Annotated in this window: 14 protein-coding genes, 1 tRNA gene and 1 pseudogene; 7 read left to right on the top strand and 9 right to left on the bottom strand. The window is 31.1% G+C overall.

Features of this window, described 5'->3' with window-relative positions; all coding sequences use genetic code 11:
• Positions 1-21: 21 nt before the first annotated feature.
• Together SLH51_RS13120 and SLH51_RS13115 are read right to left on the bottom strand one after the other, a co-directional pair.
• Positions 22-2,340, bottom strand: coding sequence for a Helicase associated domain protein (locus tag SLH51_RS13120; RefSeq protein ID WP_335961753.1), 2,319 nt, complete (start codon positions 2,338-2,340; stop codon positions 22-24).
• A gap of 162 nt (positions 2,341-2,502) precedes the next feature.
• Positions 2,503-3,087: a recombinase family protein gene (locus tag SLH51_RS13115; RefSeq protein WP_335961752.1), complete on the bottom strand. Its 585-nt coding sequence runs from the start codon at positions 3,085-3,087 to the stop codon at positions 2,503-2,505.
• Between the two features lie 757 nt (positions 3,088-3,844).
• Between SLH51_RS13115 and SLH51_RS13110 the strand changes: the two genes are divergently transcribed.
• Positions 3,845-5,923 (top strand): DUF262 domain-containing protein, encoded by a 2,079-nt coding sequence (locus SLH51_RS13110; RefSeq protein WP_335961751.1) that lies wholly within the window; start codon positions 3,845-3,847, stop codon positions 5,921-5,923.
• A gap of 79 nt (positions 5,924-6,002) precedes the next feature.
• Here the strand turns inward: SLH51_RS13110 and SLH51_RS24640 are convergent.
• The 5 genes and pseudogenes from SLH51_RS24640 to SLH51_RS13090 form a co-directional block, all read right to left on the bottom strand.
• Positions 6,003-6,140 (bottom strand): annotated as a pseudogene (locus tag SLH51_RS24640) (DnaA ATPase domain-containing protein); the annotation flags it as partial.
• A gap of 285 nt (positions 6,141-6,425) precedes the next feature.
• Entirely contained in the window at positions 6,426-7,391 is a 966-nt protein-coding gene (locus SLH51_RS13105; protein ID WP_335961750.1) for a hypothetical protein, read from the bottom strand.
• Between the two features lie 258 nt (positions 7,392-7,649).
• Entirely contained in the window at positions 7,650-8,276 is a 627-nt protein-coding gene (locus SLH51_RS13100; protein ID WP_335961749.1) for a GIY-YIG nuclease family protein, read from the bottom strand.
• 478 nt (positions 8,277-8,754) lie between these two features.
• Entirely contained in the window at positions 8,755-9,267 is a 513-nt protein-coding gene (locus SLH51_RS13095) for a HEPN domain-containing protein (protein WP_335961748.1), read from the bottom strand.
• Between the two features lie 13 nt (positions 9,268-9,280).
• On the bottom strand, positions 9,281-10,447 hold the full coding sequence (locus tag SLH51_RS13090; RefSeq protein WP_335961747.1) for a DUF262 domain-containing protein: 1,167 nt from the start codon (positions 10,445-10,447) through the stop codon (positions 9,281-9,283).
• A gap of 383 nt (positions 10,448-10,830) precedes the next feature.
• On the opposite strand from SLH51_RS13090, the gene SLH51_RS13085 reads away from it, so the two are divergent.
• Positions 10,831-10,927: transfer RNA gene (locus SLH51_RS13085), tRNA-Sec, on the top strand.
• 181 nt (positions 10,928-11,108) lie between these two features.
• The gene (locus tag SLH51_RS13080; RefSeq protein WP_335961745.1) at positions 11,109-12,086 is read left to right on the top strand and encodes a tyrosine-type recombinase/integrase; all 978 of its coding nucleotides are present in this window, start codon (positions 11,109-11,111) and stop codon (positions 12,084-12,086) included.
• Between the two features lie 39 nt (positions 12,087-12,125).
• Here the strand turns inward: SLH51_RS13080 and SLH51_RS13075 are convergent, their stop codons facing one another.
• Positions 12,126-12,407, bottom strand: a complete 282-nt coding sequence (locus tag SLH51_RS13075) for a hypothetical protein (protein WP_335961744.1) — start codon at positions 12,405-12,407, stop codon at positions 12,126-12,128.
• A gap of 82 nt (positions 12,408-12,489) precedes the next feature.
• Between SLH51_RS13075 and SLH51_RS13070 the strand changes: the two genes are divergently transcribed.
• The 4 genes from SLH51_RS13070 to SLH51_RS13055 all read left to right on the top strand — a co-directional run bounded on the left by SLH51_RS13070 (position 12,490) and on the right by SLH51_RS13055 (position 14,616).
• On the top strand, positions 12,490-12,729 hold the full coding sequence (locus tag SLH51_RS13070; protein WP_335961743.1) for a helix-turn-helix domain-containing protein: 240 nt from the start codon (positions 12,490-12,492) through the stop codon (positions 12,727-12,729).
• A 361-nt stretch (positions 12,730-13,090) separates the two neighbouring features.
• Positions 13,091-13,651 (top strand): CBO0543 family protein, encoded by a 561-nt coding sequence (locus SLH51_RS13065; RefSeq protein WP_335961742.1) that lies wholly within the window; start codon positions 13,091-13,093, stop codon positions 13,649-13,651.
• A 209-nt stretch (positions 13,652-13,860) separates the two neighbouring features.
• Entirely contained in the window at positions 13,861-14,061 is a 201-nt protein-coding gene (locus SLH51_RS13060; protein WP_335961741.1) for a hypothetical protein, read from the top strand.
• A 207-nt stretch (positions 14,062-14,268) separates the two neighbouring features.
• Positions 14,269-14,616, top strand: a complete 348-nt coding sequence (locus SLH51_RS13055; RefSeq protein ID WP_335961740.1) for a YolD-like family protein — start codon at positions 14,269-14,271, stop codon at positions 14,614-14,616.
• A 119-nt stretch (positions 14,617-14,735) separates the two neighbouring features.
• Here SLH51_RS13055 and SLH51_RS13050 read toward each other — a convergent pair whose 3' ends face one another.
• Positions 14,736-14,939 carry a hypothetical protein gene (locus tag SLH51_RS13050; RefSeq protein WP_335961739.1) on the bottom strand — a complete coding sequence of 68 codons (204 nt, stop codon included), beginning with the start codon at positions 14,937-14,939 and terminating at the stop codon, positions 14,736-14,738.
• Positions 14,940-15,814 lie beyond the last annotated feature (875 nt).

Raw genomic sequence — 15,814 nt, 5'->3', positions numbered from 1 at the left:
AAAATATTCTATGCCATATTTTCATTTGCGATTTCTATAATCTTGAAACTCGAATTTGAAACCAATCTCATTCAGTCTTTCTATTCTTCCTTCTGATAACTTACCTTGCTTAAAAAGCTGTCTTTGTTTCCCTACCCAATTAGCAAGTTTCAAATTATCTCTATGAATCTTTCTTGAAACATCACAATTTCCGTACTCTTTTTTAAATTCTATCAACTGCTCATACATATCATTCCAATTTTGTGAACGCATATCCCATTTAAATCCAATGCCCTCTAATAAACCAATTTGTTCTTTTGATAATTCCCCTTTTTTATATAAATTTCTCGTCGTAACTGCCCATGGTCCTAAGGCAAAATTATTTACTTTATACCTTCTAGGGACATTAGCTGTGCCAAACTCTTCATAATAATTTTCTAATTCTTTAAACCTTAATAACCATTGTTCATCTGATCCCCATTCAAAATTAAGTTCAATTAATTTATCTATTCGCTCTTTTTCTAATAGCCCTTTTTTATACAACTTTCTTTGCGTTACAACCCAATATGCAAGTGACTTATTTTCATAGTTACGTTTTACCATACAGTTACCATTTTTTTTGTGATACTCTTTAAGTTGTTCATATCTGTATTCCCACGCGTTGTTTAACTTTAATTCAATCTCTTTAAAAAAATCTAATTCCTCTTTCGTCTCATCAAATATTGTAAATTTTGGGAAATCCTCTTCTAATCCTACAGTATTTCTCTTTTTTCTTTCAAGTTCTCTAGATTTTTTCAAATCTAAAATAAAGTCATCAGCACATATGTTATTAAAGTTATTAACAAAATCAAAAATGAGTGGTTTTTTATCTATGCTTCCTGTTTGTAACACTCTACCTATTTGCTGATAGAACACCCTAGGGGAAGTAGTATTTCGGAGTAGTATTACACCCGATATATCATCAATATGCAAACCTTCATTTAACATATCTATAGAAAATAGTAAGTGTATTTCATTTTTGTTACTCGCCGACCTAAAGTTGATTAATTCATTATCACTTTGCTTATCGCCACTTACTACTCTATATTCTCTTACCCTTATATCTGGTATTGCCATCGTAAACCACATTTTTACTAACCATTCCATATTACTTAGATGTTTTTTATTTTCGCAAAAGACAATAAATTTATTATTATCCTTCTTAATATATTTGTTTAGTATTTTTGGAATACCTCTGCTTTTCTCCCAATTTTTTTTATATTCTAACAACCGAGATAAGAAATTAGCATTTTCTGAATCATCACTACGAGTAATCTTATCTTGTAGTTTATTCAGTTCATTTTCAATAGTATAAAGTGCAGTAACATATGTAGGCATGGGTAAAATATTTTTTGCTATTGCATCGGCTAAACTTAAACTAGATGATACATTACCTTGAAATAATTCATCAGACATATCTTTGTTATCATCTAAATACCTTATTGGAGTTGCTGTTGTACCTAATAGTAACGAATTATAATTATTATTTAATAATTTTTGAACACCATTGCCCCATTCTTTAGCACCACACCTATGAAATTCGTCTAAAACTATAAAATCAAAATTAAATTCTTCTATTTCTAATTCAGAAAGTTTTGCAAGTTTAGCATATGTCATTAATTTTGTATCTTGAAATGACCAACTGAATTTTGATTTTAATTGATTAAGAATATATTTAGAGGGTGCCAGAACTAAACATCTTTTATTTATATAATCCGACAAGAACTTAATAATAATATAACTTTTACCCGTTCCTGTAGCATGAAGAACAGCTACTTTATTGGAATCTTTAAAGAGTTTTTTAGTATTAGCATACGCTCTTTTATTGTGAGCTAATAGCTCAATCTCTGGTTCACTTGTTCTCTTGGAACTACTATATTTATCAATTAATTCTTCTACATAGTCCCAATTTTCTAAACGCATATTAAATTCAGCTAATTTTTTTGTTTCCTTAACAAACCCTTCAACTGATACCAATATGTAACTATTACACTTATGCTTTAATTTTGATTTTTCCTCAAATTTAATTAATTCGCTCTTTGTATCATCAAATGTTAGACGCCTTGCATGATTTTTAGCTTGAACTATAATTGAGATAGTATCTGGAGTTTGGGGATGATATAAAAGAATATCTGCTCCTGCATCATTCTTAGAACCATTTCTAACAGCTAGCCATCCATTGCCTCTATATAATTCCTTGAGATATTCTTCAAAAACCATCCCCTTTTTAGTAAATGGTATCTGTCCGAGTAATATTTTTATCTTTTCTATTTCTTTTTTGATAGTTAATCTTATCAATTTTGCTATATATTCATCAATCAAACTATAACCTCCTCTTTTGGCACTAGGGTTATAAACTGTATTTTTGTTCTTATTGCAGGATCGGTAGAGCTAAAACATATTTATAATTTTAAACCTTTGTTTTTGGTCATAAGTACCCGCGCACCTAAAAAGAAAGAAGACATCCTTTTAGTACCTTTTTCCTTACTTAATTCCCTCCCTCTCTAACAATCTATATATAGTCCCTGTACCTACTTTAAAGGTTGTCCGTATATCATTTATAGATTTCCCCTGCCTATAGGCTTCGATTATCGCTTTCATTCGTTGTTCTTCTTTGCCACCTTCAACTAACTTCGTTTTACGTCCTTTAAATTTACCTTCAGTCTTAGCTATCTCAATACCTTCTTTTTGTCGTTGCTTTATCATTTTACGTTCAAACTGTGCAAGACCTGAAAAGATAGTAAATAGAAGTTCACTCATAGGGTTATCATCCGTGAGGTCTAACCATTTATCAGTGATAGACTTCAATCCTGCACCCTTACTCTGAATTATTTCAACAATTGTTAATAAGTCTTTAGTTGAACGAGATAAGCGGCTCATTTCATGAATAACCACCATATCACCCTCTTCAAGTTCATCTAACATTCTATGTAATTCTGGTCGCTCCATTGAAGCACCACTTAACTTTTCAATATAAAAGTCTGTGCATCCTGCTTCTTTCAATGACTTCTTTTGTCGGGCGATATTTTGTCCTTCACTACTTACACGGATATAACCAACAGTTTTCATTTAAACCACTCCATTATTATCATCTTTAATCATATTTTACCTTTAATTACGGTAATAGTCAAACGGTAATAAAACTGTTTCTTGAAAGCCTTGATATACTTAGGATTCTTTTTCTATCTGTTCATTACCGTTAAAGTGTAGTCTATCGGTATTAAGTGTAAATAATACTTTTATTCTTTGTAGCTAATTAAACATAAAGAAACCCTTAATTAAAATTAGGGATTCTTGGTTTTGATTTAATAAAAACGTACGTAAAAGTATCTCTATTGACACTACTTAACTCAAATTTCGTACGGTCTAATATATTTAACAAAACTGTGGAGCTGTAACACTAAAAACTAAATAAATTAATAAAAATCCTGTTTTATCAACTAAAACTCTTATAATAAGGGGTTTTAGCACCATGAACCTTAAATTGCATTTTCTACTGTTTTGATTATAGAATTTTTGTAGCTTCACCCATGTCTCAGTATAATTACCAACCTCCTTAAACTCTGAGATTACATCAGTATAATTACCACTTACTTGCTTTTTATCATACATACTGAATCTGTCTCGACTCAGCCACTTTTAAAAATTTCAATGGGTTATATAGTATTATTTATTCTAATAATAGAATACCCTTTAAATAAACTAATCTTTTTTCTTTCCTATTAACCACTTATTTACCTTTCTAGCAACGAATTATTCACATTTATTTTAATAACTGTTAATAAAAACAATATGTTACAATAAATATAAAAAACGAGGTGAATTAATGGAAGCCATAGGCAGTAATATACTAAAGTTCCTCGAGTCTGCGAATCATCAATTTGTAATACCTGTTTATCAAAGAACTTATAAATGGACTAGATTAAATTGTAAAAAACTATTATCTGATGTTATTAATGCAGGATTCCCACAAAATAAAACACATTTTTTAGGTTCAATTGTTTATATTACAGATGAACATTATCAAGCTACACAAGTAAACAAATTAACGATTATTGATGGACAACAAAGACTTACGACAATTTCGCTTTTATTAATGGCAATGGTCAAATATTTAAAAGAGAATCCAAAAAAGTATAAAACGACACCTACAAAACTGTTAAAGAAATATCTAGTTATTGATGAGGATGAAACTAACCGACCTGAAGACTTTCTTTCAAAATTAGATTTAACAAAACATGATAAAGATTTTTACGATAGATTAGTTAAAGAATTACCCATTACTAATAATAATCAGAATATATACAATAACTTTGATTATTTTTATAATGAAATTAAAAATAAAGAATTAAATATTGATTCGTTATTTGAAGGAATTGGCAAGTTACTTATTGTTTCTGTTTCTCTTATAAGAACAAAGGATGACCCTCAGCTCATTTTTGAGAGTTTAAATTCAACAGGAGTGAAACTCGAGCAGGCAGATTTAATCAGAAATTTTTTATTAATGGATTTAGTTGATAACTTCCAAAAGGAAATATACAACTCATATTGGTACCCCATGGAACAATCACTAAAAGAGACCTTATCAGATTTTATTAGAGATTATCTGATTATAAAACTTAAAAAATATCCAAATAAAAATAATGTTTATGATGAGTTTAAGAAATTTTTTTATGTTACCTATAATAGAACGAATAAATCCGTAGAAGAATTAGTGAAAGATATGTACTATTATTCAACATTGTATGAGAAAATAGTTCATAAAAAAGAAGCTAACCCTAACATTAACAGTCACCTTATTGATTTTATTAAATTAGATGTAAAAGTTGTATATCCATTCATTTTGGAGTTATATGTAGATTACGACAACGGATCGTTAACTGAAGCGGCCTTTATTTACATACTAAAATTGCTAGAAAGCTGTATTGTGCGAAGAGTAATTGTTGGTTTACCTCCAAACTCTCTAAGTAAAATAACTACAAGTCTAATCAAAGACAATAGTACCAAAGACCATATAACATCTGTTGAGAGAATATTAGCAAATAAAAGAGGTGTTCAAAGATTTCCTAACGATGATGAGTTTAAAGCTAGTTTTTTAAGTAAGGACATTTACACTTTGAAACTATGTAAATACCTACTAGACAAACTAATTAATACTGATAATAAAGTAATTTTAAACATTGAAGAATTTAGCATAGAACATATTTTACCACAAACAAATAATCTTTCTGCAAAATGGGTTAATGCTCTGGGTAATAATTGGGAACAAGTACACAATAAATATCTTCATACTATTGGAAACCTAACATTGACAAGGTTTAACGGGGAGATGGGTAATAAATTTTTTACAGAAAAAAGAGATATGAACAAAGGCTTTAGAGATAGTCCTTGTAGACTTAACAGTGACTTGATTAATTTAGATACATGGAATGAGGAAGAAATATTAAAAAGAGCGAATAGGTTATATGCTCTCGCTAAAAATATCTGGATCTTCCCACAAGTTCAAACAATTGAAGAAAATTATAACATGATTCTAGATTTCGATGATGAATGGAAAGAAGTTAAGCCAAAATATTTTTCTTTCATGGATGAAAAACATCTTGTTAGAAGTATGACAGATTTATATGTGAGTGTACTTTCAGAAATTTATAAATTAGACCCCGAATTGTTTATGGAAGCTATTAATAGCCCAGACTTAATAGGAATTAACTATGTTTCAAAAAATCCTACCGGGGCTAGTCATCAATTATTAGATACCGGCTATTATATCAACACAAGTTCTAACAATGACACAAAGAAAAAATACCTAAATTCATTAATTAAGGCTATTGGACTAACAGAGGATGACTTAATAATCTATCTTTCAGACTTAAAAGAAGATGGAACAATTAATTTATTTACATAATTAGATTAACAGAAACTGCGGGATTGCGTGACCGTTAAGTAGACTGAAAAATTATTTTGAAACACTCCTTCCCAAAAATATATAAGTCATTAATTAAATGAAAGAACATGTTATCTTCTTGTTGATCCATTGCCATGAACTTTATTCATCTATTAAGACTAGATCAGCTTCTCTATCTCTTTTCATTCTGGCTTTTTAATTTACGTGTAACCTCTTCTATTTCGGGTTATGAGTTAAACCTCCCATTGATGTGGTTATCGCGTTTTACCCTTAGTTAATAGCTTCTATACCTAGGTCGACCGTAAGGTCGTTTTTCCATTATAGAAAGCTTTTCATAAAGATAAAGCGCATACTTCAATTGGATTTGGTAAAAGGTTATCAATTGAGTGTAGGTAATACATAAATTATAATCATTTGATGGTTTCATACGTAGTGTCAAATATATAATATATATTAATACATTCAATCCATAACCTTTTACAATTACTCTTAGAATACAAAATTATAATGGGGAGTTATTAAAAGCTTCTATCACTTCTTGATGCTTTTCGTATTGCTCTAATGACATTACAGTACGATTCCGATAATATTGTGGTTCATCGTTAAATAAGTTGGCATTTACAACCGTTTCATATGTATTTGCAGGTGTTTCTAAATCTCCTTTTCCAACTATAAAATCTTCTGCATGACATTTGATAAGATTGTATTTTTTAAGTGCATCTAATGCTCTGTCTCTTGAAGATTCTCTAATACCTGTACGTGCTGAAATAGTTTCAATTGATACTCCAATACTTCCACCATTCATCCCGCAACGACTATGTAAGTATCCATAAATCATAAATGCTGTGCAACCTAGTTTCTCATTAGTCATGCACTTTAAGAATACTTTAAATGGAATCATGTGAGTGTTATCTGGATTCCAGAATGTACCGTAAACTTCTTCCTCTAAGTCATCTACTGCGAAGATTGGATATTTAATTTTCTTGTTTCTAATAGTTGTCTCAATAATACCCCTATCTTTTAGCCATTGAATATCTTCTGGAAACCTTTCACTTTGTTCTTCATCATATGTGGTGAAGCCATCAAACACATTATTTTCTTTATCCCAATGCCAACTAATTGGTGCTTGTTTAAATGACACTGTTTTGATAAGACCTATTTGCTCTAACACACCATTCTTTTTAACAATATAATCAAGGTCTTTAGTGATTGATGAGTAGCCCAAAATCTTTTTTATTGCTTTCACATCACACTCTTCATGCTCCAACGTTCCATACTTTGCAAATCTGTAAAGCCATGTTACAATAAATATGTATGTATATGCTACTGCTGTGTGAGGGGCCTTCGCTTCTAATAATTTTTCATTTGTTGCAAGCATTTCAAAAATGCTGTTTGGCAATGGTACTGTTACTTCCCTTTCATTGAATTGTAGATTTCTTTTCAACTCTTCCTCTGTATAGTAGTTCATTTGATTAATTCCCCTTTTTTACCTCATGCATATTTCAATATAGTGCAAAACCTCAAAATAAACCCTTATGTACCAACGGTTTCAAGCTCTATCCCTTAAAAAAGAATATATATAAGTGCATTAAATCATCCTTTTTACTATGTACTTTTTACCACCATCCTTTAACAAGCAGAAACCGCTTGTTAAAGCCTAGCCGAAAAAGTACCAAAACGGCTTATTTAAATTTTGCAACATACTAAGGTTACTAAGGTATTAAAATTAGATATTCTGTGCTTTTAGTTCTTTAACATCGAATTTAATGTTATTGAATCTGGAATTATACCCCTTTTGAATTGATTTGCAATTTATAATCCACAAATCCTCAGCATCTTTTAATGTTTCCTCATCATCCCAATGTTGAATATGTTCCCATATAAAAGCATCGAATCCATACTTTCTTATCGCTTTTGAAATATCTGTATTATAGTTAAGGCTATTTTTGCTATAAGCGTGTGATTTATGTTCACTAATTCTTCGTGCTAGTTGTCTCTTAGTGCTTCCCACATAAATTTTATTGGCAACTGTATTAATTGCACTATAAATAGTACAAGTATCATTTTTGTAAAACGCTTCTGGATAGGTTCTGCTTCTATTTTTAGTAGCCTTTAAGATTGCTCCTATATCTACTTGATAATATTCAATCGGTTCTGGTCGCACATCACCCAGAATATAGTATGTATTCTTGCTATAACCTGCTCTTTCAACACTTTCATAATGTTGTAGCATAGTCCTAATGAGAGTTCTCTCAATATCTATGCTATTTATCGATTTATTCTTCTTGAAATGCCTTTTACAAATATAATTCCCAAAGCGTTCAACTGCTTCCATCCTTGTAATTGTTTGCACCGTTACGTATCCCCTTTATCGTTTATTTTCATTGTTCTCACTTTGTATTTGGAATATTAAATTTTGGTGTCTTATCTCATTATTTTCACCCCCTAAAAAAAATCTTCTTTTTTAGTAATCTGTTGACAATAGATATTGATTTCGTGTATTATTAAGATAAGATAGAATAACTACGCAAAAAATAATTAATAAAGAGGTATTTTTTATTATATCATTCTATTATTCATTTGTCAATAAAATATAAAAAAAGCCCATCTATTCTAGGAAAATGGGCTTTTTTTATATTTTATTTTTATATTGCCGAAAGATGGAGCAGAGTTACGGATTAGCTACTTCAAATAATCACATTCTGAAATTCAATTTATTTAGAGGTGAAAATGTTTTATGCTTGTCCATTCATCATCACTAAACAAGTTGACGTACACTCTAACCATTTCCATAGATGTATGTCCTAGAATCTGTTACACTTCAATTTGTTTCAAGAGAATTTTTCATTTAGAAAGGATAAAAAGGATAAAGCAATTTTATATAATTCATAAATTTCCTTTGTTGTCTTTTCAATATTATATATTCCTGTATTTTGATGAACCATGTTATTTCTTAATCCCCCAAGCTCTAAGAATGCTTTAACTGCAGTTTCTAATTCTTTTTCTTTAATTTCTTTCTCAATTTCCTTTTTAAAATCAGAACCAAATAGCCCAAAAAATTGATTAGCATTTTTTCCTTTCCAATCAAAATAAGTATGGTACTGTCTACTTATAGCTTTATTATTTACAAAAGAAACAATTAAATGGTTGTCTTCTGTTTTATTTGATATATAATTCATCACTAAATCCGTTACTTCTTTTTCAAAAAAACTCGCAACAGACAGAAGTAAAACTTTCTTTAATTTATTATCTACATCATTCCGAAAAGATATCTCATGCTGCGATTCCAAAAAATTTAAGACCTCTTCATTTTCCTTGAACTGTATATCTATTATAGTATCCACTCTATACACTTCCCTATTTCTGTTCGAGTATTTCTTCTGCGATTTTTAGCCGTATCGTTACATTTTCTTTGCTAGCTGTAGCAGAATGGGTCGCTTCAATAAAATCTGGATTTTCTTTTAACTGATGAACAAGTTCATGTTCAATATAGTGGTCTACATATGATTTTTTTTGTAAATATTGCTTACATGTTGCAGTGAACACTGCTTCGAACGTCGAGATATTGAATTTCCCATTACTTGAACAAAAAGCGGTCGGCTCTAAATTTTCACAACTATTAAGAAACGAATAAAAAAGCTCTTCTAAATATCCAACTTGTTCATCCTTAAATTTTTGAGTCGCTTTTGCAAATTTATTTAGGAATTTTACCATTGGCGCTTTATAGTTTTCTCCTTCATATAACATTGCAAATCCACGTAATAATATTTCAATATCCTTTAACCGTAAGTCTGGATTAGGTTGCCTTATGATTCTTCTCCATCTTTCGTCTTGATTAATTCTTTTTAGCATGTCATCAAATATTGAATAATGTAGACTTGACCTTATTTCTTGTGGACGTAAGTTGAGACCTCCAGAATTTAAACGGTTAAATATTTCATAAATAGAAGAGTCATCATTTGCAGGTTGATTTTGTTTAATGATAATATTTCGTACTGTTCGAAGGTCAAAATTTGTTTTATAATCCCCTAAAGTTTCATACGTTAAATTATTTAGTTTATTCAGTTTTTCTGGGTTATCCGCTAATTTCAGCTTGAATGGTCTAAAAAACTCTGAGCTTTCTAATATCTCATCAGGTATTTTTCCTTCTTTGTCGAAAATATTCCCTAATTCTGTCCTCTTGTCTTTTCTTGGAAAACGCTGTTTCATAAAATAGTAAATAGACATAAGTCTTTGTTGTCCATCAATTACTAGGAATTTATTACGTGATTCCTCATATAGAAATATTTGCGGAATTGGTAAGCCGATAACTAATGATTCTATAAGCTTAGATGCTCGGCTGATATCCCAGACATAATTTCTTTGAAATGAAGGTATTTTAACCACACCTGATTCTAAAAAGTTGAAAATGGTTAAAATATTAAAATCGTTAGGTGAAGAAGTAATCTCATAATCATCGAAAACGTAATTCTCTTCAGTTTCGGCATCTTCTTCATTAAAAATCCAATCTTCTTCTTTAAACATAATTAAACCTCTCCTTCTCACATAACAAAAATATTTATATAGAATTTCTTTTACAATGTTAAACATTTTATTGCATTATTTTGTTCAAACACCCTTAAATTCTTACACTGTAATATAAATCCTATATTATATATACCATACTTCCTCCAATTTTTGGCTAACTCGTATGTTTCATTTCTATTTTAACTTGTTCGTTTGTGAAACACTTTCCTTTCCAATAAAACAGCAAAACTTTTCACTCGCAAAAATGCACCTACTAAGTGTATGTGCTTCCTTGCTAAACTATTGCTGTATAGGTATAATAAACGTGTGAATAGTAATTAAACCGAGTGGAGTAAATGGCGAAGACCGTTTATCCACAGGGGTCAAACCATTGGTATATAGGGATTTTTTGAAATTGTGGTGTTCGCCACGGTCTTCAAAACCGCTTGGGAGGCGCGTGCCGTCTCCGGTAGGTTCGATTCCTACACAGTCCCGCCAAATCAGTTAATGTAGCAAAGGTTTTGAGAATTCATTGACCGAAGAATTATTTGAATTTAAATGATAAGTCCAACACGGTTTTCTAAACGAAATACATAAGACCGATACAGTCCGTTTGATAAGACCGTATTGATAGTTTTACCTGTAGTCACCTAATATTTTAAATAGGGGGCTATTTTTTATGAGTAAACCAACTTTGAGAAAATTCAAACGTACTAAGAGTCAAACCACTTCAACAAAGACTTCGATGAATGAAATGACGCTTGATGAGATGTTTAATGCTTTTATGATTGTTAAAAAGTCTGAAGCACTTGCACCAAGAACTATCAGTGATTATTACAACAACTTTAATTATTTTAAAGAGTTTATTGGTAAAGATTTAAACCGATGCGAGATTACAAAAGATGTTTTCCGTAACTTCATAGGCTATATGCTTAATGAAAAATCACTCTCTCCTGTTACTGTAAACGTTAGAATACAAACATTAAGAGCATTTATCCGTTTCTGCTACCTAGAAAATTATATTGAAGATCCTATCCATGAAAGCTTTAAGCCTGTGAAGACCCCTCAAGATACAATCGAGTCTCTAACTGTAAATGAGTTAAAACTACTCTTCTCAGTAATAGATGAAGAAATGTATACAGGTTTCCGTGATAAGGTAATGATCTTAGTCCTTTTAGATACAATGGTAAGAATCTCTGAGCTTGTTTCAATTAAAAGAAGCAACGTTGATCTTGATTCTGGATTCATAAAACTTGAAGCTACTGATACCAAAACTAGACGTTCAAGAATTGTTCCACTTTCCTCTAAAACAATTAAACTGTTAGCTGATTATATTGAAGAAACAACTGATTTTGGTTCAGATGATCTTTTCCTGACGTATGATGGAAGAAATATATCAGCATCCACATTTAGAGAAAGATTAACTTACTACGGTGAATTAGCTGGGATTAAAAACAAACGTGTTTCTCCACATACATTTCGCCACACAGGAGCATTGCTCTATATCATGAATGGAGGCGACCCTTTTAGTCTTCAAAAAATATTAGGGCATGGTCACATGAATATGGTTAGAAAATATATACAGATGACTAACATGGATGTGAGAAGACAGCATAATAGTTTTTCGCCTCTAAATGGAATATTTAAAAAGACATGAAAGAAGTGTTTTCACTTCTTTTTTGTCGTTAACTCATCTTTAAGCAGTTAAATACACATACGTTTTATAGCTCATGTTATTTAAATGACTTAATGACTCCTCATTATGTTTACCCTCTAAAACTTCATCAAGAATATTCAACTGACCATTTAGCTTAATCTTGGTCAATAAGAAGCCTAACAAAATTACTGGATTACCTACGTATTGTTTATCACGCTTGTATAGCTTATTTGCTTTAATTCGATCCACTAATTCCACAGCCTGTTCCATAGTGATTCCAACTTCCCCTGCTACTTTTCCTACTAAACGATAATTCCCCATAATTAACATCTCCTCTGATATAGTTTGTTTTTGTATGTTGCCACATCTTGTACTTATTTGGTAAATGTATAGAGGTGAGTTTATGGGTCAAAGGGTTAAGTCTAACTTGAAAGTCATACTGGATGAACGTGGCATTTCAATCAGAAAGTTTGCAGAGATGAGTGGCTTGCAGTACGAAACATTAAGAAGATTATATAATGATACGGCTATGCAATATCAAAGAGATACAATAGGTAAGATATGTGAGACACTGGAGATTGAAATTGATGAATTATTAATATTAATTGAACATGCGAAACAAAAAGAAGACGACCAGTTTTAATTAGGTCGTCTTTCTTCTATTCTAATATAAATATCATAAATGTTTCGCTTCTTTACAGTCAATCTACTGTTGCTTAATATATCGTTTGCTAAATCATACTCAATAAACTCTTTAATGTAGTCTTGGTATCCTGCTACATCCTCTGCTATTCTATTCCAGATTACACACCAAGCACGAGCACGATTAAGAAAGTTATGAAGGCTATACGAGAGATACAAACAATTGCTAAAACTGAAGGCTTCTTTGATCTATAAAGCCATAAATTGTGAAATATAATATTTAAACTAAGAAGCAGAATAGCATAATAATTACAGGACATAATGGTGCGTAAGAAGTACTAGGGAAAGGTGAATTATATTAGATGAAACCATTACTTGATACTGACAAAATAGAAAAATCACGAGAATTCTATCATCAAATTCATCAAATTCAAATGGAGTATTTAAAGTATTGGCAAGAAAATACCTTATGGCATTGGGAGTTTTGGCTTTCATCTGCATTAGCGGTTGTTCCATGGGTTCTTTGGTTTTTATTTCGCAAAAGAGGTAGTGAGGCAAGACTTCTTCTGGTAGGAAGCTTTACGATGCTTGTTACTTCATGGTTAGACTTCTTAGGGGTGGTTTTCGGAGTATGGCATTATTCTGGTAAACTCCTCCCTACTATTCCCAGCTTTTCTCCTTGGGATTTTTCCTTGATACCAGTAATAACTATGCTGTGGTTACAATTTAAACCAACATTACATCCTTTTTTAAAAGCGATTATATATTCAACATTTATCTCTTTTATAGGTGAACCTTTAATTGAATGGATAGGATTATATTCATCTGGGCAATGGACTCCTTTTTATTCATTCCCAATTTATATTGTTATCTACTTAGTTGCATACAGAATTAGTAAAGCTAAAACTTTTAACGATATTTAACCCTTAATCATTAATGATGCCAACTTCAATAGAGAAATTGAAATCAAGTGGTTATAAAGATTTCTTATTCTAAAGGGTAGCGTTAGTGAAACAAGAAGTCGTCTACACTGTGATATTAGTGGCGTATTGAGAAGGAATTGAAAAGGAATTATAGTGTGCAAACAAAATGTATACACTTAATAAAGTTGGATTAATTGGAGTTGATTTTTATGAATTATCATTCGTTTATGATTGAATTAAAAGACAAAGATGGTGTAGTTGAGAAGCGTGAAGCCAAAATTAATATTGAAAATAACATATCTGCCGATGTAGCAAAAAGCAAGCTATTACAAATCGCTGAACAGGAAAGGAAAGAATTATTAGGCATAGAGTACATGGGTCTTTTTGCATATAACAAACCGCCACAATAAGGAAATTAGACACAGAATATTTTTCCAATTAATTGGATATCATAATGTTAACATGGTTGCTCTCATCAATAGCAAACACCCAAAAAAAAATCAATTTACCATGTAAGAAAGCCCCACTTGCCATCTTAGTGAGGGCTTTACTTTTTGATTGATGAACGAACATATATTCGCATATAATAGGGATACATTATAAGTGAGGTGTTCTCAATGTTACATAATAAAATATCAAAAGGATCTAATATGCGCTGGGAAGGCTCACGTATTATGCTGCCCGAGCACGTTGAAGCACTTAGAAAGCTTAAAGAAGAACACAAGAAAGTACCTAAGCCTGAATTAGAAGAACAGGAATTGCAGGAAATAGGAATTGTAGTTATGGACTCACTCAATTACGAATTGCAAATTTCTCTATCTTACTGGAATGATGGTTTTTATAAAGATGTAGTCGGGGTTATCGACAGGGTAGATATGCAGTCAAAGCGGATTAAAATAAGGCTTAATGATGATGACTTTGAGTTTGTGGATATTGATTGTCTGAAGAGTGTTGAAAGGCTTTAAAGTTGGTCATCAAAGACTTCCAGCATTCATTTATACGGTTATACTCTCTCTCAGTTACATTATCCATATGGCAAACTTTATTTCTGATATCAATGACCCAATAAAGTTTTGATAACGTGTCACCTGTTAATACTTTTTCGTGGAACAACTTTTTCACCTATGCTAATAAGAGTACCTAACGTTGGATTGTATACACGCTTTTTGTAATCAGGATTAAATTCAACAATTAGATTACGTAGTATATTTTCAATTTCAAAGAGCTTTCTGAAAGCTTGTATCGTATGTAATGTCGGGGAGAAAGCAGGAGTTTCATTAATTTGCATAGGTATGTCTCCTTTTTATTTAATAATAGCTAAAAAGAGACATACCTCAACATATTAAGTCTGATTATCTAACATGAATAATATTTACATTTACTGGATAATATTTAATTAACATGGTTTCTATACAGTGAACAAACATCTCGCGAATAGATTATGTCTAACCATGTAAAAGCCCTCACATGATGGTAATGAGGGCTTATTATTATTTTAGCAAAAAAAGTATCATTCTTCATCCAAATAAAATTACAGACTCCTTCTTAGTACGATATGCTCAAACGAGACAAAAAGGAGTCATTTAACGCTTACTCCTCCAATTCAGCTCTAAGTATTATTTTATTAAGCAATTTTTATTATGCTTTCAATTTTAAATAGCGCAAGAAGTTGCAATCAAACCAATAATTACAATACTAAAATTCATTCAAAATAACGTGAAAATATGGAATAAACTCACTTTATTTCATTAGTACTACCTTTTTTAACCCAATGCAAAGTTGACAAATAGCATCAAAATAGAATCGGACACAATATATGGTGTATTCAAAATAAAAATGAGCACAATATATTGAATCTGATTCAATTTATGTGGTAAGGTTAGCTCAGTGAAAGGGACGAGCATTGTCCACTTCAACTAGAATAGCAATGGAGGTGGTAGTATTGAAGAAAAATACAAATTTGTTAATGCTCTTATTTACAGCTGGATCATTACTTATTCTGACTCTACAATTTGTTCTACAAATAGCAAAATAGCCCACCCTTATTCCCAAAAACACAAGGTGAGCTACTTAGTAAATTAGTCGGACGAGCTAAGGTGGTAGGACACCTTAGCTCCCTATTTCTTAATTCACAGTATATAATAGTTGGAACAAAAGTCAACC

The sequence above is a fragment of the Halalkalibacter kiskunsagensis genome (genome assembly GCF_037027555.1).
GTDB lineage: Bacteria > Bacillota > Bacilli > Bacillales > Bacillaceae_D > Halalkalibacter > Halalkalibacter kiskunsagensis.
The sequence above is the reverse complement of the archived record's forward strand: the minus strand, read 5'-3'. Positions and strand labels throughout refer to the sequence as shown.

Excerpts from the sequence above, each read along its gene's own strand:
- SLH51_RS13115 (WP_335961752.1), bottom strand. The coding sequence starts at position 3,087 with ATGAAAACTGTTGGTTATATCCGTGTAAGTAGTGAAGGACAAAATATC.
- SLH51_RS13110 (WP_335961751.1), top strand. The coding sequence starts at position 3,845 with ATGGAAGCCATAGGCAGTAATATACTAAAGTTCCTCGAGTCTGCGAAT.
- SLH51_RS13105 (WP_335961750.1), bottom strand. The coding sequence starts at position 7,391 with ATGAACTACTATACAGAGGAAGAGTTGAAAAGAAATCTACAATTCAAT.
- SLH51_RS13090 (WP_335961747.1), bottom strand. The coding sequence starts at position 10,447 with ATGTTTAAAGAAGAAGATTGGATTTTTAATGAAGAAGATGCCGAAACT.
- SLH51_RS13080 (WP_335961745.1), top strand. The coding sequence starts at position 11,109 with ATGAGTAAACCAACTTTGAGAAAATTCAAACGTACTAAGAGTCAAACC.
- SLH51_RS13075 (WP_335961744.1), bottom strand. The coding sequence starts at position 12,407 with ATGGGGAATTATCGTTTAGTAGGAAAAGTAGCAGGGGAAGTTGGAATC.
- SLH51_RS13070 (WP_335961743.1), top strand. The coding sequence starts at position 12,490 with ATGGGTCAAAGGGTTAAGTCTAACTTGAAAGTCATACTGGATGAACGT.
- SLH51_RS13065 (WP_335961742.1), top strand. The coding sequence starts at position 13,091 with ATGAAACCATTACTTGATACTGACAAAATAGAAAAATCACGAGAATTC.
- SLH51_RS13060 (WP_335961741.1), top strand. The coding sequence starts at position 13,861 with ATGAATTATCATTCGTTTATGATTGAATTAAAAGACAAAGATGGTGTA.
- SLH51_RS13055 (WP_335961740.1), top strand. The coding sequence starts at position 14,269 with ATGTTACATAATAAAATATCAAAAGGATCTAATATGCGCTGGGAAGGC.
- SLH51_RS13050 (WP_335961739.1), bottom strand. The coding sequence starts at position 14,939 with ATGCAAATTAATGAAACTCCTGCTTTCTCCCCGACATTACATACGATA.